Annotated in this window: 17 protein-coding genes; 6 read left to right on the forward strand and 11 right to left on the reverse strand. The window is 72.5% G+C overall.

What is annotated here, in order from left to right:
• Positions 1–82 precede the first annotated feature (82 nt).
• A complete protein-coding gene (locus O7608_RS15015) occupies positions 83–493 on the forward strand; it encodes an RDD family protein (protein WP_502959200.1) in 411 nt (136 codons plus the stop codon).
• On the opposite strand, the gene O7608_RS15020 is transcribed toward O7608_RS15015, so the two are convergent.
• The 6 genes from O7608_RS15020 to O7608_RS15045 form a co-directional block, all read right to left on the reverse strand.
• A complete protein-coding gene (locus O7608_RS15020) occupies positions 395–1,975 on the reverse strand; it encodes a cation:proton antiporter domain-containing protein (RefSeq protein WP_289210559.1) in 1,581 nt (526 codons plus the stop codon). The two genes, O7608_RS15015 and O7608_RS15020, sit on opposite strands and share 99 nt — an antisense overlap.
• Positions 1,976–1,987: 12 nt before the next feature.
• Complete coding sequence (locus O7608_RS15025; RefSeq protein ID WP_289210560.1) at positions 1,988–2,215, reverse strand: cation:proton antiporter regulatory subunit; 228 nt, start codon at positions 2,213–2,215, stop codon at positions 1,988–1,990.
• A 24-nt stretch (positions 2,216–2,239) separates the two neighbouring features.
• Positions 2,240–2,929, reverse strand: coding sequence for a DUF4191 domain-containing protein (locus O7608_RS15030; RefSeq protein ID WP_289210561.1), 690 nt, complete (start codon positions 2,927–2,929; stop codon positions 2,240–2,242).
• A 33-nt stretch (positions 2,930–2,962) separates the two neighbouring features.
• Complete coding sequence (gene lipA, locus O7608_RS15035; RefSeq protein WP_289210562.1) at positions 2,963–3,904, reverse strand: lipoyl synthase; 942 nt, start codon at positions 3,902–3,904, stop codon at positions 2,963–2,965.
• 78 nt (positions 3,905–3,982) lie between these two features.
• Positions 3,983–4,624 (reverse strand): lipoyl(octanoyl) transferase LipB, encoded by a 642-nt coding sequence (gene lipB / locus O7608_RS15040; RefSeq protein WP_289210563.1) that lies wholly within the window; start codon positions 4,622–4,624, stop codon positions 3,983–3,985.
• Positions 4,625–4,694: 70 nt separating this feature from the next.
• The gene (locus O7608_RS15045; RefSeq protein ID WP_502959201.1) at positions 4,695–6,659 is read right to left on the reverse strand and encodes a DUF6311 domain-containing protein; all 1,965 of its coding nucleotides are present in this window, start codon (positions 6,657–6,659) and stop codon (positions 4,695–4,697) included.
• Between the two features lie 114 nt (positions 6,660–6,773).
• Here O7608_RS15045 and O7608_RS15050 point away from each other — a divergent pair, with 114 nt between their 5' ends.
• From O7608_RS15050 to O7608_RS15060, 3 genes are read left to right on the forward strand one after another with little or no spacing between them, the layout of a single operon-like run.
• Positions 6,774–7,754: an ATP-binding protein gene (locus tag O7608_RS15050; RefSeq protein WP_289210564.1), complete on the forward strand. Its 981-nt coding sequence runs from the start codon at positions 6,774–6,776 to the stop codon at positions 7,752–7,754.
• A gap of 21 nt (positions 7,755–7,775) precedes the next feature.
• Positions 7,776–8,168 (forward strand): SCO5389 family protein, encoded by a 393-nt coding sequence (locus O7608_RS15055; RefSeq protein WP_282228397.1) that lies wholly within the window; start codon positions 7,776–7,778, stop codon positions 8,166–8,168.
• On the forward strand, positions 8,158–9,213 hold the full coding sequence (locus tag O7608_RS15060; protein ID WP_289210565.1) for an LLM class flavin-dependent oxidoreductase: 1,056 nt from the start codon (positions 8,158–8,160) through the stop codon (positions 9,211–9,213). The genes O7608_RS15055 and O7608_RS15060 overlap by 11 nt, the downstream gene beginning before the upstream one ends.
• On the opposite strand, the gene O7608_RS15065 is transcribed toward O7608_RS15060, so the two are convergent.
• The 3 genes from O7608_RS15065 to lpdA form a co-directional block, all read right to left on the reverse strand.
• The gene (locus tag O7608_RS15065; protein WP_289210566.1) at positions 9,187–10,089 is read right to left on the reverse strand and encodes a TIGR01777 family oxidoreductase; all 903 of its coding nucleotides are present in this window, start codon (positions 10,087–10,089) and stop codon (positions 9,187–9,189) included. The genes O7608_RS15060 and O7608_RS15065 overlap by 27 nt on opposite strands.
• A 173-nt stretch (positions 10,090–10,262) precedes the next feature.
• The gene (sucB, locus tag O7608_RS15070; protein ID WP_289210567.1) at positions 10,263–12,038 is read right to left on the reverse strand and encodes a 2-oxoglutarate dehydrogenase, E2 component, dihydrolipoamide succinyltransferase; all 1,776 of its coding nucleotides are present in this window, start codon (positions 12,036–12,038) and stop codon (positions 10,263–10,265) included.
• 19 nt (positions 12,039–12,057) lie between these two features.
• Positions 12,058–13,446: a dihydrolipoyl dehydrogenase gene (gene lpdA, locus O7608_RS15075; RefSeq protein ID WP_289210568.1), complete on the reverse strand. Its 1,389-nt coding sequence runs from the start codon at positions 13,444–13,446 to the stop codon at positions 12,058–12,060.
• A gap of 237 nt (positions 13,447–13,683) precedes the next feature.
• Here lpdA and O7608_RS15080 point away from each other — a divergent pair, with 237 nt between their 5' ends.
• Positions 13,684–14,019 carry a hypothetical protein gene (locus O7608_RS15080; RefSeq protein WP_289210569.1) on the forward strand — a complete coding sequence of 112 codons (336 nt, stop codon included), beginning with the start codon at positions 13,684–13,686 and terminating at the stop codon, positions 14,017–14,019.
• A 66-nt stretch (positions 14,020–14,085) separates the two neighbouring features.
• On the opposite strand, the gene O7608_RS15085 is transcribed toward O7608_RS15080, so the two are convergent.
• Positions 14,086–15,669: a leucyl aminopeptidase gene (locus O7608_RS15085; RefSeq protein WP_289210570.1), complete on the reverse strand. Its 1,584-nt coding sequence runs from the start codon at positions 15,667–15,669 to the stop codon at positions 14,086–14,088.
• Positions 15,670–15,803: 134 nt separating this feature from the next.
• Here O7608_RS15085 and gcvT point away from each other — a divergent pair, with 134 nt between their 5' ends.
• Complete coding sequence (gene gcvT / locus O7608_RS15090) at positions 15,804–16,931, forward strand: glycine cleavage system aminomethyltransferase GcvT (protein WP_289210571.1); 1,128 nt, start codon at positions 15,804–15,806, stop codon at positions 16,929–16,931.
• Between the two features lie 41 nt (positions 16,932–16,972).
• On the opposite strand, the gene O7608_RS15095 is transcribed toward gcvT, so the two are convergent.
• Positions 16,973–18,283, reverse strand: a complete 1,311-nt coding sequence (locus O7608_RS15095; protein ID WP_289210572.1) for a DUF2314 domain-containing protein — start codon at positions 18,281–18,283, stop codon at positions 16,973–16,975.
• Positions 18,284–18,331 lie beyond the last annotated feature (48 nt).

The following is an 18,331-nucleotide window of genomic DNA, read 5'->3' on the forward strand; positions in this document are numbered from 1 at the left end:
CCCGGCCAATCGTCCCCCGCAGGATACGGCAGATGGCCCCGACTACTCTGGCCGTTCGTGGGTATCGCGAGGGGGGGACAGCGTGGCGGCAAGCGCAAACACGCCCGCCGGTGGGTCGGCCCGGGGTCCGGCTGCCGGCGACGGGCAGGTGCCCAGTCTGCTCCGGCGTACCGGGGCGCTGGTGATTGACTGGCTACTCTGTGTGCTCATCTCGGGACTCTTCGCCGACCCGGCCCGGTCCGGTTGGCCGCCCGTCGTGGTGCTGATCGCCGAGTACGGCATCTTCCTCGGCCTGTTCGCCCAGACGCCCGGAATGTGGCTGGCCCGGATCCGGTGCGTGTCCGACGCCGACGGCGGTCGGATCGGCGTACCCCGGGCTCTGCTACGCGGACTGCTACTCGCCCTGGTGGTCCCGCCGTTGATCATGGACGAGCGGCGGCGCGGCCTGCACGACCGCGCCGCCGGCTCCGTCGTCGTCACCGTCGCGGGCTGAGCCGGACCGGGCGCCCTGGTCCGCCGGCTGGCGGACCAGCACCCGGTCCTCGAAGCAGTACCACCAGTCCTCACCCGGCTCCAACGAGCGCATCAGCGGATGCCCGGTCTCGGCGAAGTGCGCCGTGCCGTGCTTGTTCACCGAATCGTCGCAGCAGCGGACCGCCCCACAGGTCAGGCACATCCGTAGCTGTACCCAGTCGTCGCCGGTCTCCGCGCAGTACGCACACTCGCGGGTGTCGGTCTCGGTCACCGCCACCCGGTCGAGGTGGCGGCAGGCGGTGCTCATCGTCTCCTCCCGCACGTACCGCCAGCGCGAGCGCAGCAGCCGGTCGGGGAACACCCGGGCCAGGTAGCGCGACTGCGCCGCCAGCAGCGGACTGAGCACCGCGAGTACCAGCACGTAGAGGGCGATGAACGGCCCGAGCCGGGCGTCCAGCCCGGCCGCCAGCGCCAGCGTGGCCAGGATCAGGGAGAACTCACCCCGGCCCAGTACGGTGAGCCCGACGTTGGCCGCGCCCCGGTGGTTGAACCCGAACAGTGCCGCCGTCACCAGCCCGGCCGTCACGTTCACGACCACCGTGATCAGTACGGCGACCGCCACCGGAACGGCCACCGCACCCAGCTCGCCGACGTCGATGCTCAGCCCGAACGCGACGAAGAAGACCGCGGCGAACAGGTCCCGTAGCGGCAGCGTCAGCCGCTCGACCCGCTCCCGTACGGTGGTCCGCGAAATGACCAGGCCGATCATCAGCGCGCCGATCGCGTCTGAGACCCCGACCTCGGCGGAGATCCCGGCGACCAGCAGCACCAGCCCGACGACCAGGATCACCAGGATCTCGTCCTCGTGGCTACCGATCAGCCGGCCGATCAGCCGGGCCCCGAAACGGGCCACCGCGAACAACAGCAGCAGGTAGCCGAAGCTGACCGCGATGTCGACGACCAGCCCGGCGGCGGACCCCGACGGCGACAGCACCGGGGTGAGCAACGCCAGGTAGAAGGCGAGGAACAGGTCCTCGATGACGATGATGCCGAGGATCACCGGGGTCTCGGCGTTGGTCAGCCGGCGCAGCTCGATCAGCAGCTTGGTGGCGATCGCCGACGACGAGATGCCCAGCGCCCCGCCGATCACCAGGGCTTCGGCGGTGCCCCACCCCAGGGCGAAACCGAGCCCCAGGCCGGCACCGACGTTCATCCCGATGTAGCTGCCGGCGGCGATGAACAGCCGCCGGCCGCTGGCCAGGACCTGCTCGACGGGGAACTCGACACCCAGGCTGAACAGCAGCAGCACCAACCCGAGTGCGGCGAGCAGAGTCAGGTCCTCGGGATGCTCGATCAGCACCGGACCGGGCGTCGCGGGGCCGAGCAGGATCCCGGCGAGCATGAAGAAGGGGACGGTGGGCAGTCCGAGCCGGCGGCCACCCCGGGCGAGCAGCCCGGCGATGAGCACCAGGGCGCCCAGACCGATCAGGTCAGCGTGCATGAAGGTCCGGACTCACGCCTCGAAGAAGGTGCCGGCGAGCAACGCGCCGACCTTGCGGGCCTGCTCCTCGGTCAACTCCAGCACGGCCGTCGGCTCGTCCGAGCGGGAGGTGAAGACGTACAGGTCACGGGTGCCGTCGCGGCGGACGACCACCGACACCCGCTGACTGCTGGAACCGAGATCGACGTCGTAGCGCCGGCCGATACCCGGCAGCTCCTGCATGTGCACGCCCTGGCCCATCGGGATCCTCCCCTGATCAGGTGGTCAGCGCCCCCGGCTCTGCCGGAACGCCCCCTTGGGCGGGCGCATGTTCTTCGGAATGGCGCCCTTGGGCAGCTGCGGCCGGGCCGACAAGGCGGACAGCCGCTTGTCGAGCGCGTTGACGTCCCGGCCGGTGAGGTTGCGGGGCAGCCGGGCCAGCGTCATCCGCATCTTCCGGATGGACAACTCACCCTCGTCGGTGCCGATCACGTAGTCGTACAACGGGGCGCTGCCGATCACCTTCGCCAGCCGGCGCTTCTCCTGGCCGAGCAGGCCACGGACCCGCTGCGGGTTGCCCTCGGCGAGCAGGATCACCCCGGGACGGCCGATCACCAGGTGGACCATGTCCATCTGGGTGGTGGAGCTGACCGCCGGCGTCACCCGCCAGTCGCCCCGCATGTTCTCCAACAGCGAGGCAGCCGCACCCGGCTGCCCTTCGGCGACGTTCATCATCGCCGTGTTCGACCGCAGGTTGAGCACGATCAGCAGGGCGAGCAGGGCGAGCAGGATGCCGATCGGCAGCCACATCCAACCCCAGGCCAGCACCACCGGCACGGTGATCGCCAGCGGCAGCACGACGGCGGCCACCGCCAGCGGCATGAACCACTTGTCGCGCTTGGCGGTGAACGAGAACACCATGCCGATCTGCTTCAGCCGCTGGCCGAACGACACCTTCTCCTGGGGTTTCGCCATGCGAGGCAGTCTAGTTGCCGGACGCGAGTCGGTTCAGCCGGCGGTCGGCTGTGCCTCGCGTTGGCGCAACGCCTGTTGGTACAGCCGCCCCGCCCGGTACGACGAGCGCACCAGCGGGCCGCTCATCACCCCGGCGAAGCCGATCTGCTCGGCCTCGTCCCGCAGCTCGACGAACTCCTCCGGCTTGACCCACCGCACCACCGGGTGGTGGCGCGGGGTGGGGCGCAGGTACTGGGTGATGGTGATCAGCTCGCAGCCGGCGTCGTGCAGGTCCCGCAACGCCTGGGAGACCTCGTCGCGCTCCTCGCCGAGGCCGAGGATCAGGTTCGACTTGGTGACCAGGCCGGCGGCGCGGGCCCGGGTGAGCACGTCGAGGGACCGGTCGTAGCGGAAGCCGGGACGGATCCGTTTGAAGATCCGGGGCACCGTCTCGACGTTGTGGGCGAGCACCTGCGGCCGGGCGGCGAAAACCTCGTCGAGCTGCCGGTCGTCGCCGTTGAAGTCGGGGATCAGCAACTCGACGCCGCAGCCGGGCTGCAGGGCATGGATCTGTCGGACGGTCTCGGCGTACAGCCAGGCCCCGCCGTCGGGCAGGTCGTCGCGGGCGACCCCGGTCACCGTCGCGTACCGCAGCCCCATCGCCGCGACCGACTCGCCGACCCGGCGCGGCTCGTCGGCGTCGAACTCGGCGGGTTTACCGGTGTCGATCTGGCAGAAGTCGCAGCGGCGGGTGCACTGGTCGCCACCGATCAGGAAGGTGGCCTCGCGGTCCTCCCAACATTCGTAGATGTTGGGGCAGCCGGCCTCCTGACAGACGGTGTGCAGCCCTTCCCGCTGCACCAGCCCGCGCAGCTGGGTGAACTCCGGCCCCATCGTCGCCTTGACCTTGATCCACGGTGGTTTCCGCTCGATCGGGGTCTCGGCGTTGCGGGCCTCCAGGCGCAGAAGACGTCGTCCCTCCGGAGCAATGGTCACCCTTGTCAGCCTACGCCGGCCGGGGTCGACCGGCGTGCGTGGGCGACCCCGCTCACGCCACCGTGGCGGTGAGCTCGCTCACCCGAGGGTCGGCAGGTGCCGCTCGACGACCGGCAGGACGTCGGCGACGGTGACCGGTCGACCCAGCTCGGCGGCGAGCGAGGTGACACCGACGTCGCGCAGGCCGCACGGCACGATCCGGTCGTACGCCGTGAGGTCCGGGTCGCAGTTGATGGCGAACCCGTGCTGGGTGACCCCCCGGGCGACCCGGATGCCGATCGCGGCGACCTTGCGGGCCGGACCGCGCTCGTCGGCGGGCACCCACACTCCACTGTGGTTCGGGCCGTCGAGTCGGGTGGCGGCGAGCCCGAACTCGGCACAGACGTCGATCAGCAGCTGCTCGACCCGGCGGACGTAGGCGACCACGTCGATCGGCTCGGGCAGCCGGACGATCGGGTAGCCGACCAGTTGGCCGGGGCCGTGCCAGGTGATTTTGCCGCCCCGGTCGACGTCGACCACCGGGGTGCCGTCGACCGGGCGGTCCCACGGTTCGGTGCGCTTGCCGGCGGTGTACACGCTGGGGTGCTCCAGCAGCAGCACGGTGTCCGGCTCCTCGCCGGCCACCACTGCGGCGTGCAGCCGGCGCTGCTCCTGCCAGGCGGTGCCGTAGTCGACGACTCCGGCGCGGACACTTCGCAGACGGGACACGGTGCTGGTCACGTCGTCCAGCGTAGTGCGTTACCCGCCGGTCGCGCCGATCCGTGGCCCGGCTCACCAGACCGCCTTCGGCTCACCAGCCGCCGTCGGGTGCCGGCCAGAGCCAGACGTCGGCGACCCGCTGCGGCGGGCCGAGCAGTTCGGTGGTCGCGGTCAGCAGGGCGTCGGCGTCGACCGGGAACTTCGCCCCGTGCACCCGGTCGGCGAGCACCACCACCTCGGTGTTCCAGTAGCGCAGGTCGGCGCGGGCGGCGGCCCGGTCGGCGTCGGTGACCGGCGGCACCACGCCGGTGCGGGCGACCTCGTGCAGCAGCGCGTCGGTGGCGCGGGGGACCGGTCCGATCCGGCCCCGGCCGTCGGGTCCGCCGGGACCGAGGAAGAAGCCCGACGGGATGGCGAACTCACCCTGCCGATCGGCGAAGGCGTACGCCTGCCAGCGCTGCCCGTCGGGCAGCACGTCGAGGGTGAACGGGACCGGGGCGAGCACCCCACCGGGGCTGACGTGGTCGCGCCACTGGCCGCTGGTGATGAACTGCGGGATCGGCTCGCGTTCGACGGTGAGCAGGCTGACCGGCACCACCGGCAGCAGCGCCACGACGTACCCGGCGGTCCACAGCCGCCACCGGCGCGGGGTGCCCGCGCCCGCCGCCCGCCGCTGCCGGAGCAGGCTCAGCGCCAGGGCCAGCAGGATGCCGACGATCGGGGTGACGACCATCGCCAACCGGGCGGGCAGCGCGGCGTTGAACACCGGTGCGCCGGCCAACGGGGCGTACGGCAACGGGATGTCGGTGATCGTGCCGTCGATCTTCAGGCGGGGGCCGAGGGAGAGCACGGCGAAGACGGCGGCGGTGCCGGCCAGGGCCCGCAGGGTGGCCCGGCGGCCGGGGTCGGCGGCCCGCCAGAGCAGCGCCAGGCAGGCGAGGGTCAACACCAGCAGCGGTACGCCGAAGAAGCTGTTCTCCTCGGTCTCGTTCGGGGCCAAGGAGGTGCCCAGCCCGGCCACCCCGGCCAGCGACCGCTCCGGGAACGCCCCGTAGGCGAGGAGGTCCTCGCTGTGGATCCGGGCGTCGAAGCCGGTGCCGTGGAAGACCTGCGGCCCGAGGAAGTGCAGATACAGCGGGTACGCCAGCAGGCTGGTCGCCACCACGGCGGTGACCGCCAGGCCGCGCAGCAGCCGGGGGAGCGCGTCGCGGACCTCGGCGCGGCGGCTGCGGTCCAGCGCCCACAGGCCGAGGAAGACCCCGCAGGCCAGGGCGGTGAAGAACAGGCCCTCGGCGGCGATGGAGAAGGCGGCGGCGACGCAGGCACCGAGGATCAGACCGTTGCGGGCCCAGCCGCCAGCGGCCAACGGTCGCGCCCCCGGGCGACCGCGCAGCGCGATCACCCGCCAGACGATGATCGGCACCAGCCAGCCCGCGGTCCAGTTGAGGTGGGCGTTGGCGTGCGACACCATCGCCGGGGCGAAGCCGCAGAACAGCCCGCCGACGGCGGCGGCCAGCCGGGACGGCACGAACGGCGGACCGGTGTCGCCGGTGCCGGTGGCCTCGGCGCCGGTGGCCCCGGTGCCGTCGGGCCCGGTGCGCAGCCGCGACAGCAGCCAGTACCAGGCGACGGCGGTGCCGGCCAGGTTCAGGGTGAGGATCACCAGGAAGGTGGCCGGCGGCCCGATCAGGAACGTCAACGGGGCGAACAGCACCGCGTACACGGTGATCGAGGTGTTGACCGCGAGGTTGACCCCGTCCGGGGCGTTGAGCAGGTACGTGAACAGCGGGTTCTCGCCGTGGGTGAGCGCGTACGCGCCGTAGCCGAGTAGCCATTCGAACAGCGCCTGGTCGCTGGAGTTGACGGTGATCGCCCGGTCGTTCGGGTCGGCCCACAGGCCGCTGGTGACCCAGCCGGCCAGCGCCAGCGCGACCAGCACCACGGCCAGGTCGGCGCGTCGACCGGTCAGCCGGGGCAGCACCGGCCGGGCACGGCGGCCGGTCGCCGGCGGGTCGGACGCGGCGGTGTCGGGCAGCGGGGACGGGGCGGTCGGCACCGGCGGAGATTACCAATTTCGCCCGACACGCCCGTGCCGTACCTGGACTTGACGAAGTTATTGGAAATGACTTCCAATGTAAGCGTACCTGTTGAGATGTTTGGGAGACCTGCGGTGAAGATCTGTTTTGTCGGTAAGGGTGGCAGTGGCAAGACCACCCTCGCGGCGCTGTTCGCCCGCCACCTGGCGGCTACGGCGGTCGGGGTCGACGGCGGGCCGTCGCCGTTGCTGGCCATCGACGCCGACATCAACCAGCATCTCGCCGCCGCCCTCGGGGCCAGCGACGACGAGGCGGTGCTGCTGCCGGCGCTCGGCGACCACATGGCCGACATCAAGGAATACCTACGCGGGGACAATCCCCGGATCAGCTCGGCGGCCGCCATGGTCAAGACCACCCCGCCCGGACGCGGCTCCCGGCTGCTCACCGTGGTCGGGGCCAACCCGATCTACGACGCGCTGGTGCGCGAGGTCGCCGGCATCCGGCTGGCGGTCACCGGGCCGTTCGCCACCGACGACCTCGGGGTGGCCTGCTACCACTCCAAGGTCGGCGCGGTCGAACTGCTGCTCAACCACCTGGTCGACGGACCCGGCGAGTACGTGGTCGTGGACATGACCGCCGGTGCCGACTCCTTCGCCTCCGGGCTGTTCACCCGCTTCGACGCGACCTTCCTGGTCTGCGAACCGACCGTGCGCAGCGTCGGCGTCTACCGGCAGTACGTCGGCTACGCCCGCGACTACGGCGTGCGGGTGCACGTGGTCGGCAACAAGATCGACGACGAGTCGGACGTGGACTTCCTGCGCGAGCACGTCGGCGACGACCTGCTGACCTGGATCGGTCGGTCGGCGTTCGTCAAGGCGGCCGAACGCGGTCGGCACCAGCCGATCACCGCGATGGAGCCAACCAACCGTGACGCACTGGACACGATGCGTACGACCGTCGATGCTTGTGTGAAGGACTGGGCCAGCTACACCCGGCAGGCGGTGGAGTTCCACCTGCGCAACGCCACCGCCTGGGCCAACGACCGGGTCGGCGAGGACCTCGCCGGCCAGGTCGACCCGGAGTTCGTTCTCGGGCCAGACCTCCTGGTCCGCTGACCGCCTGCGTGAGGAGAAAGCATGTCCCTCGACGTACCCGCCGCTCTGCTGGAGCGGGCCGAAGCCGGCCAGATCGACGACGCCGAGTTCGTCGACTGCGTACGCCAGTCCCTGCCGTACGCCTGGTCGGTGGTGTCCGAGGTGGCCGCCCAGGCCCAGGGCACCACGGCCGAGTTTGCCGACCACGCGGTGCCGCCGCCCAGCGAGGCCGAACGTGGTCAGCTGCTGCGGGCCCTGGCCAGCGACGCGATCCGGGGCGGCCTGGAGCGGCACTTCGGCGTCAAACTGGCCTTCCAGAACTGCCACCGGGTCGCCGCCTTCAAGCTCTCCGCCGTCGGCGGCGAGACCTACCAGCGGTTCATCTCCCCGGTCGCGCAGATCCGCAACCAGTCACCCGAGCTGCGTGACTGCTGATCCGACCACCTCGCCGGTGGCCGGCGACCCGCGACCGCCCGCGGTGGACCTCTTCCTGCTGGCGGCCCACGGACTGCCGGCCACCGTCGGCTACGCCCGCGCCGCCGAGGCAGCCGGTCTCGGCGGCGTGTGGCTCGCCGAACACCACTTCCTGACCTACGGGCAGTGCCCGTCGGCGACCACCCTGGCCGGCTACCTGCTCGGCGCCACCAACCGGATCACGGTCGGCACCGCCGCCGCCGTACTGTCCAACCGGCACCCGGTCGCGCTGGCCGAGGAGGCGGCCCTGCTGGACACGGTCTCCGGCGGCCGGTTCCGGCTCGGTGTCGCCCGTGGCGGGCCCTGGGTCGACCTGGAGGTCTTCGGCACCGGGCTGGACCGCTACCAGCGGGGCTTCGAAACCTCCCTGGACCTGCTACGACGCTGGCTGTCCGGGGCGAGGACGGTCACCGCCGACGACGAGTTCTTCCGCTTCCGTACGGTGCCGGTGGTGCCCCGGCCGGCCCGGCCGGTCCCGATCTGGGTGGCCGCGACGTCACCGGCGACGGTCACCCTCGCCGCCGCCCGGGGGCTGCCCCTGCTGCTCGGCGTCCACGACGACGACACGGCCAAGGCCGCGCTGCTGGCCCGGTACGCCGACGTGGCCGCCGACCACGGCCACGACCCGGCGACGGTGCCGCACGCCTCGGTCCACCTGGTCGGGCTCGCCGACAACCGGGCGGCCGCGCTGCGTCAGCTGCGTCGGGAGCTGCCGCCGTGGCTGGCCACCACCCGGGAGTACGTGCGGATCGACGGCTCGCCGCCGACGCACCGCGACCTCGACGCCTACGTCGACCACCTGCTGCGGATCCACCCGATCGGCGACGCCGTCGACTGCGCGGCGACGCTGACCGCCAGCGCGGCGGCGACCGGCGTGCACCGGCAGTTGCTGATGGTCGAGGGCGTCGGGCCGGCCGCCACCGGCGAGCTGATCACCGCCATCGGCGACGACCTGCTGCCCGTACTGGCCGGCGGCCGATCAGTCGTCGTGCAGGGCGGCCTGTAGCGCCCCCGCCAGCTGCGGGTACCGGTAGGTGAAGCCCGCCCCGGTCAGCACCCCGGGCAGCACCCGGGTGCTGCGCAGCGCCTCGACCGCGAACTCGCCCAGCGCGATCTGCAGCGCGAACGCCGGGATCGGCATGATCGCCGGTCGGTGCACCGCCGCGCCGAGCGCGGTGCCGAACGCGGCGTTGGTCACCGGGTTCGGCCCGACCACGTTGACCGGTCCGGAGACGTCGTCACGCTCCAGCAGGAAGACGACCGCCGACAGCCAGTCCTGGATCGCGATCCACGGCACCCACTGCCGGCCACTACCCAGCTTCCCGCCGAGCCCGAGCCGGAACGGCAGCAACTGCGGCTTGAGTAGACCGCCGTCGCGGTGCAGCGGCAACCCGGTCCGCAGCCGCACCACCCGTACCCCGGCGTCCTCCGCCGGTCGGGTCGCCGCCTCCCAGACCCGGGCCACGTCGGACAGGAAACCCTCACCGGCCGGGGCGTCCTCCTCGACAGGCTGGTCGCCGGTGTCGCCGTACCAGCCGACAGCGGAGGAGTTCAGCAGCACCGCGGGCCGGTCGGTCGCCGGCAGCGCGGCGATGGCGGTGGCGAGCGTACCGGTGCTGTCCACCCGGCTGGACCGGATCAACGCCTTGTAGCTGTCGGTCCACCGCTTGTCGCCCACCCCGGCCCCGGCCAGGTTGACCACCGCTCGGACGCCGTCGAACGCCGCCGGGTCGAGCTGCCCCGACGACGGCGACCAGGTGACCTCCGCGGGGCCGCGCGCCGGCCGGCGTACCAGCTGGACGGTGTCGTGCCCGTCGGCACGCAGCCGGGCCGCGAGCCGGGTGCCGAGGAAGCCGGACGCGCCGGCCAAAAGGATGCGCATACCGACATCTTCGCCTACCGGGCCGGCGGCGGATGCGGGTAGGCGCGATCAGTCGCCGACCACCCCGCTTCCGACGTGGCCCGCAGCGGTACGGCGAGGCCCGCAGCGGTACGGCGGAGGGCGCCGGCCACACTGGCCGGCGCCCTCGCGCATGACGGTGGATCAGACGGTGCTCAGGACAGACCCAGCTCACCTTCGAACGCGCCGGACTCCAGCCGGTCCTTGACCGCCGTGAGGAAACGGGCGGCGTCCGCGCCGTCGACCAGCCGGTGGTCGTAGGACAGCGCCAGGAAGACCATCGACCGTGGTGCGATCACCTCACCGAGCTCCGGGTCGGTGACGACGGCGGCCCGCTTGACGACCGCCCCGGTGCCCAGGATCGCCGCCTGCGGCGACGGGACGATCGGGGTGTCGAACAGCGCGCCCCGGCTGCCGGTGTTGGTCAGGGTGAACGTCGCCCCGGACAGCTCGTCCGGGCCGATCTTGTTGGTCCGGGTCCGCTCGGCCACGTCGGCGATCCGCCGGGCCAGGCCACCGAGGTTGAGGTCCCCGGCGTCGCGGATCACCGGGACCAGCAGGCCACGGTCGGTGTCCACGGCGATACCCAGGTGCTCACCCTCCGGGTAGGTGATGGTGCCGGCCTGCATGTCGATCGAGGCGTTGACCACCGGGTAGGTGCGCAGGGCCTCCACCGCGGCGAGCGCGAAGAACGGCAGGAAGGACAGCTTCACGCCGTGCTTGGCCTGGAAGTCGGCCTTCACCTTGGCCCGCAGCCGGGCGATCTTGGTGACGTCGACCTCGACGACCGTGGTCAACTGGGCCGAGGTCTGCAGCGACTCGTACATCCGCTTGGCGATGACGGTCCGCGTGCGGGTCATCTTCTCGGTACGGCCACGCAGCGGGCTCGGTTCCGGCTTGGCCGCCGGCGCTGCGGCCGGCGCCGTCGGCTGTGCTGCGGCCGCCCGGGCCGCCTCGGCGGCGGCCAGCACGTCCTGTTTGCGGATCCGCCCACCGACGCCGGTGCCCCGTACGTCGGCCAGGTTCACGCCCTGCTCGGCGGCGAGCTTGCGCACCAGCGGGGTGACGTAACCGCCGCCGTCACCGTTGGCGCTGGCGTTCGCCGACTCGGCGGCGGGTGCCGGCGGGGTCTGCGGTGCCGGCGGGGCGGCGGTCTCGTTCGCCGGTGCCGGGCTGGCGTAGGAGGCACCTGCCTGGGCCGCCGGCTCGGGCGCGGCCTGGGCCGCTGGCGCGGCTGCCGGTGCCGGCTCGGGCGCGGACTGCGGCTGCGGTGCGGCGGGCGGCTGCTCGGCCGGCGCGGCGGCACCGGACGGGCTGCCGATCCGGGCGAGCTCGGCACCGACGTCGGCGGTGTCGTCCTCGGCCACCTTGATCTCCAGCAGGGTGCCGGCGACCGGGGAGGGGATCTCGGTGTCGACCTTGTCGGTGGAGACCTCCAGCAGCGGCTCGTCGACCTCCACCGGGTCGCCGACCTGCTTGAGCCAGCGGGTCACCGTACCTTCGGTGACGCTCTCACCCAGTGCCGGCATCTTGACCGGGGTGGCGTCGCCACCGCTGGCCGGTGCGGCGGGCGCCGACGCGGCCTGCGGCTCCGGCTGCGACGGCGCGGCCGGCGGTGCCGGCTCGGGCTCGGGCTCGGGCTCAGCCGCGGCCTGTGCGGCCGGCGCGGGCGCGCTCTGCCCGTCGCTCTCACCCTCCCCGGCGATGACCGCCAGTTCGCTGCCGACCTCGGCGGTCTCGTCCTCACTCACCACGATCCGGCTGAGCACACCGGCGGCGGGGGAGGGGATCTCGGTGTCGACCTTGTCGGTGGAGACCTCCAGCAGCGGCTCGTCGACCTCGACCCGGTCGCCTTCCTGCTTCAACCAGCGGGTGACGGTGCCCTCGGTGACGCTCTCGCCGAGCCGGGGCATGGTGACCGATACCGGCATATCTACAAGACTCCTCTAGTCAGGCGTGGGCGTGCAGCGGCTTGCCGGCCAGGGCCAGGTGGGCCTCGCCGAGAGCCTCGCCCTGGGTCGGGTGGGCGTGCACCAGTGGTGCGACGTCGGCCGGGTCGGCCTCCCAGTTGTAGATCAGCTGCGCCTCGCCGATCAGCTCGCCGACCCGGGCGCCCACCAGGTGCAGGCCGACGACAGGGCCGTCGACGACCCGGACCAGCTTGACGAAACCGGTGGTCTTGAGGATCTGGCTCTTGCCGTTGCCGCCGAGGTTGTAGTTGTACGTCTTGATCTTGTCAGCCCCGTACTGCTCCTTGGCCTTCGCCTCGGTCAGGCCGACCGACGCGAGCTCCGGGTCCGAGTAGGTGACCCGGGGAATGCCATTCTCGTCGATGACCGCCGGGTTGCGTCCGGCGATCTCCTCGGCGACGAAGATGCCCTGCTGGAACCCGCGGTGGGCGAGCTGCAGCCCTGGCACGATGTCACCGACGGCGTAGACGTTCGGCAGGTTGGTCCGCAGCCGCTCGTCGGTCGGCACGAAGCCACGGTCCATCTTCAGACCCTGCTGCTCGTACCCGAGGTCGGCCGTCACCGGGCCGCGACCGACCGCGACCAGCAGCAGCTCCGCCTCCAGGGTCTCGCCACCGGCGATGGTCACCCGGACCCCGGACTCGGTGCGTTCGACCTTCTCGAACGGCTTGCCGGTCTTGAAGGCGATGCCACGCTTGCGGAACGCCCGCTCCAGCGCCTTCGACGACTCCTCGTCCTCGGCCGCGACCAGCCGGGGGAGCGCCTCGACGATGGTCACGTCCACGCCGAAGGAGCGCCAGACGCTGGCGAACTCGACCCCGATCACCCCGCCGCCGAGCACGATCGCCGATGTCGGCACCCGGTCCAGCTCCAGGGCGTGCTCACTGGTGAGGATCCGCTCGCCGTCGACCTCGACGCCGGGCAGGGTACGGGAGTAGGAGCCGGTGGCCAGGATCACGTTGCGACCGGTGTACCGGGCCCCGTCGACCTCGACGGTGTCCGGCCCGACCAACCGGCCGGTGCCCGCCACGTAGGTGATCTTCGAAGACTTGATCATGCCCTGGAGGCCCTTGTACAGCCGCCCGACCACGCCGTCCTTGTAGCTGTTCACGCCGGCCATGTCGATGCCGACCAGGTCGGCCTTGACCCCGAACTGCTCCGACTCCCGCGCGGTGTCGGCCACCTCGGCGGCGTGCAGCAGCGCCTTCGTGGGAATGCAGCCACGGTGCAGGCAGGTGCCGCCGACCTTGTCCTTCTCGATCAGCGCTACGGACAGGTCGAGCTGTACGGCCCGCAGGGCCGCCGCGTAGCCGCCACTACCGCCGCCGAGGATGACCAGGTCGAAGGTCCCGCCGTTCGGCTCACTCACAGTTCACTCCCAGGTCGCGTCGCTGCACAGGAGGGCCGTCCCATTCGTCGTCCCATGGAACGGGCAGACTTTCCCCGGCCATCTTGTCACTTGTAGTGTCTGAACGCTCAACGAGGTGCCCAAGGACACGTGGCCGCAACGTAGGCTTGCCGTGTCGGTCGATGTGCACGATCGGTCGCCGACGGTGTCGCGGCACCTGACCCCGGGGCCGCACGACAGTTGGGGAGGCGATCACCGGTGGCGTGGTTCCGTCGGCGCAAGCAGTCGAGTCAGGCGCCGGGAGGACGGCCGGCGAACCGTGCCGACCTCGGCCATCTCGAGGAGTTCATCCGCAGCCGCCGGGGTGTGGAGGCGTTCATCGAGCCGCGTACCACGGTGACCGAGACGACCGTGATGCTCATCGCCCACGACGGCGAGTGGACCCGCCGCCGGGTCGACGGCCCCGAGGCCGCCCGCCGGTTCGCCCACAAGATGGCGATCCCGATCTACGACGTGGCGCTGGTCGGCTACCCGCAGCGGATGCGCGACTTCAACGAGCGGCGTAAACGCGCCGGGCGCGCCGACCGGGGTTGAGCGCGGCAGGCGGGGTTGAGCGCGGCAAGGCGCGGACCGACCCGCCGGTCCGCGCCCCGCCCGCCCTCAGCCGTTCGCCGCGATGTCCTCCACCACCTGCACCAGCGTCCGCACCGGTACACCGGTGCCACCCTTGCTCCAGTAACCGGTCGGCTCCCCGGAGTGGTACGCCGGCCCGGCCACGTCCAGGTGCGCCCAGGCCACCCCGTCGGTGACGAACTCCCGCAGGAACACCCCGCCCTGCAGCATGTGGCCGGCCCGGTCCATCGACGAGTTCACCTGGCAGATGTCGGCGACGTCCGACTCCATGCCCTTGCGGACGTCGTCGGGCAGCGGCATCGGCCACATCGGCTCACCGGTGACCTCACCGCCGGCCCGCACCCGCTCGCACAGCTCGGTGCTGCCCATCACCCCGGCGATCCGCTTGCCGAGCGCCACCACCTGACCGCCGGTCAGCGTCGACGTCTCCAGCAGGTAGTCGCAACCGTCGGCGCAGGCCCGGGCCATCGCGTCGGCGAGCACCATGCGGCCCTCGGCATCGGTGTTGAGCACCTCCACCCGCTTGCCGTCGAACATGGTGACCACGTCGCCGGGCCGGTACGCCGTACCCGAAGGCATGTTCTCCGCCATCGGCAGATAGGCGGTGACCGCGACCGAGGGCCGCAGCGCCGCGATCGCCAGCATCGCCGCACCGACCGCCGCCGCGCCGGCCATGTCCGACTTCATCTCCCACATGCCCTGGGCGGGTTTGATCGACACTCCACCGGTGTCGAAGGTGATGCCCTTGCCGACCAGCGCCACCCGGGGCGCGTCCGGCCCGGCACCGCCCGGCGGCGTGTAGGAGAGCACCACCAGCCGGGGCGCGGCGGCGGAACCACCACCGACGGCCAGGATGCCGCCGTACCCGCCGTCGGCCAGTGCCTGCTCGTCGAGGACCTCCACGGCGAGCCCGGCGGCGTCGGCCGCCGCCCGGACCGAATCGGCGAACTGCGGAGGCCGTAGCTCGTTGGGTGCGGCGTTGACCCAGTCCCGGCACGCGACCACGGCAGCCGTCACGGCCCTAGCCCGGGCCACCTCGGCCTGTGCCGCCGCGTCGCCGGCGTCCGTCACGTGCACCACCACCGACGCCACCGGGGCCCGCCTGCCCGGCTGCGGCCCCGTCTTGTAGCCGGCGAACCGGTAGCTGCCCAGCAGGGCACCCTCGGCGACCGCACGCAACGCCACCGGCCCGTCGGCGTCGTCGGGCACCGGCAGGGCCAGGGCCACCCGCGAGGTGCCGGCGAGCGCCCGGACCGCTGCCGCGGCCGCCCGCCGCAGCGTCTCGGCGGCCGGCGCCGCCCCGGCCGGCTCCGGACCGAGCCCGACCGCGACCAGTAGCGGCGGACCGACGGTGCCGAGCGTGGCGAGTTTGATCACTTCACCGGCCGCGCCGGTCGCCCCGAGCAGCGCGAGGGTCTGCGTCAGCCGGCCCTCGAAGGCGACGGCGATGCTCTCCGCCCCGGTCGCCAGCAGCAGGGCGGGGCCCGCCGCAGGATCGCCCTGGTCGGCGTCGGACCGGTCCTGACTGTGTACGCCGATGACGAGCGCGTCGACGGCCAGCTCGGCGGGATCGGTGTCGACCAGGTCCAGGGTGGTGGTGGATGATGTCACTCGGCGTCTCCGGCGGCAGGGCCGGCCGCTTTGTGAGCGGCCGGCGGGTCGGTCTCCGGCGCCACATGATCGCCGGACGGGGTGATGTCCCGCCGATGCTAACCACCGCCGGGGCCGCCGGTAAGTTGCGACCTATGACCGAGCTGACCTTGACTGGCGGCGGCACCCCGCGCCGGTCACCCCTGCATGACCGGCACGTCGCCCTCGGCGCGAAGTTCGCGGAGTTCGGCGGCTGGCAGATGCCACTGGAGTACGCCGGTGGTGGCGTGCTGCGGGAGCACGAGTCGGTCCGCGGCGCGGTCGGTCTGTTCGACGTGTCGCACCTCGGCAAGGCCCGGATCACCGGCCCGGACGCGGTCACCTTCGTCAACGCGTGCCTGAGCAACGACCTCGACCGGATCACGGCCGGGGCGGCCCAGTACACCCTCTGCTGCGACGAGGACACCGGCGGTGTCGTCGACGACATCATCGCCTACCGGTACGCCGACGACCACGTTTTCCTGATCCCCAACGCGGCGAACACCGCCACCGTGGTCGACCGGCTGCGGGCCGCCGCCCCCGGCGGGATCGCCGTCACCGACGAACACACCGACCACGCCGTTCTCGCGGTGCAGGGTCCAGCCAGTGCCGACCTGCTGGCCGGGCTGGGGTTGCCGACCGGGCACGCGTACATGAGTTTCGTCACCGGCCGGCTCGCCGGCGCCGAGGTGGTGGTCTGCCGGACCGGGTACACCGGTGAGCACGGCTACGAACTGGTGGTGCCGGTGGCGCAGGCCGGGCAGGTGTGGGACGCGGTACTGGCGGCCGACGCCCCGGTGCCGGTGCGTGCCTGCGGCCTGGCCGCCCGCGACACGCTGCGCACCGAGATGGGGTACGCCCTGCACGGCCAGGACCTGACCGTGGGGATCACCCCGGTCCAGGCGCGGCTGGGCTGGGCGGTCGGTTGGCGCAAGCCACAGTTCTGGGGCCGGGCGGCGCTGCTGGCGGAGAAGCAGGCCGGGCCGGCCCGGCTGCTGTGGGGCCTGCGCGCGACGCAGCGGGCGATCCCCCGGCCGGGAATGCCGGTGCTGCGCGACGACGTACCGATCGGTGAGGTGACCAGCGGCACGTTCTCCCCGACCGGCAAGGTCGGTATCGGGTTGGCGCTGCTGGACACGGCGGCGGTGAGCGCCGCCGGGGTCGAGGTCCAGGTCGACGTTCGTGGGCGGCGGGCACCGATGGAGGTGGTCACGCCGCCGTTCGTCACCTCGTCGGTACGCTGACCCGTCGCCCGTCAGGGTTGGGCCGGTCAGCGTCGGGCCGGTCAGCGTCGGCCGACGCCGCCGGTGCCGTCGCCGGAGTCCAGCACCGCCTCGGTCCAACCACCCTCGACCATCCGGGCGCCGTCGAGCAGCGCCCAGTCGACCACGTCGGCGGCGTCGACCTCGACCGGGCTGCCCACCCGTACCGACGGGTCGCTGACGGCGTCGACGGTGCTGGCGGCGACGATCCGACCAGGGCTGGGCCAGCCGGTGACGCCCGCCCAGACGTACTCGTGACCGTCGGCGGCGGCCAGCCCGTACTTGATCAGCAGCCGGCCCCCGGCGGGCAGGGCGTCGGCCAGGAACCGGGCGCGGATCTCGCCGAGCGAACGGCGGGCCGACGCGACCGCCCTGGCCATCGCGTCGCTGGGACGTGCGTAGTGGATCTCGGGCTGGCCGGCACCGAACAGCTCGCCGCAGATCCGGGCGAAGTAGGCTGCCGGGTCCTGCTCGTCGGCGTGCTGCGGCGGCCCGAGCGTGAGAAACGAGTCGGCGTCGGGATCGGTCGACGGATCCAGGGCGATCCGCAGCAGCGCCGAGCCCGCCGAATCGTGCCGGTCCTGGTTGCCGTACGCGACCGCGATGTCGTGTCCGGTCACCGGCAGGTGCACCGGCAACTGGACGAACGCCGGCGGCTCCGGCTCGCTGAGTGCCTCGGTCCAGATCCGCAGTAGCCGCCGGCCGACCCCGGTCATGATCGCGCCCCAGGCGCGGACGTACCGGGACGGCACCTGCTGCGCCTGCAACTCCAACAGACCGAACCGGCGCAACCCCTTGGTGGTGAACCAGAGTCCGCCCTCGTCCGGGGAGTAGGGGACCAGGACCCAGTCGACCAACCGGATCCGGCCGTCGGCGTCAGGCAGTGACCGCACCGCGTCCGCCGGGGTCAGAAACTGCAGGCCGAACAGGTCGATCAGGTCGACCTGGAGCGCGTCGGCCAGCGCTGCGGCGACCGCCCGCGCGCCCCACTCGTGCGCCGGCGGCCAGCCGGGCCGGAAACTGGCCTGCACCACGAGACACCGCTGTGCGTCGCGCAGCCGGGCCAGCTGCCCGCCGGTGGCACCGAACGCGGCCAGCAGCTCCGACGGCAGGTCGGGCAGCTCGTCGACGGCCCGGGACTGCACGCTCAGCAGCGGTCCGCCGAGCAGTTGCCGGGCGAGCTCGCCCACCGGTGGGGTCAGCCGGTCCCCGAGCCGGTCGAGGGCCGCCGGGGCCGGTGGTGCCGTCGCGCCCGGGGGCACCGGGACCAGGTAGGTGGCGGTGAGTGACTCCGGCACCGGGACCGGCAGCAACAGGTCGTCCGAGCTGGCCATCAACGCTCCCCGGGGTCGTACGTCGCTGGTGTGGTGCGGAACTGGACA

The sequence above is a fragment of the Solwaraspora sp. WMMA2056 genome (assembly GCF_030345095.1).
Taxonomy (GTDB): Bacteria; Actinomycetota; Actinomycetes; order Mycobacteriales; family Micromonosporaceae; genus Micromonospora_E.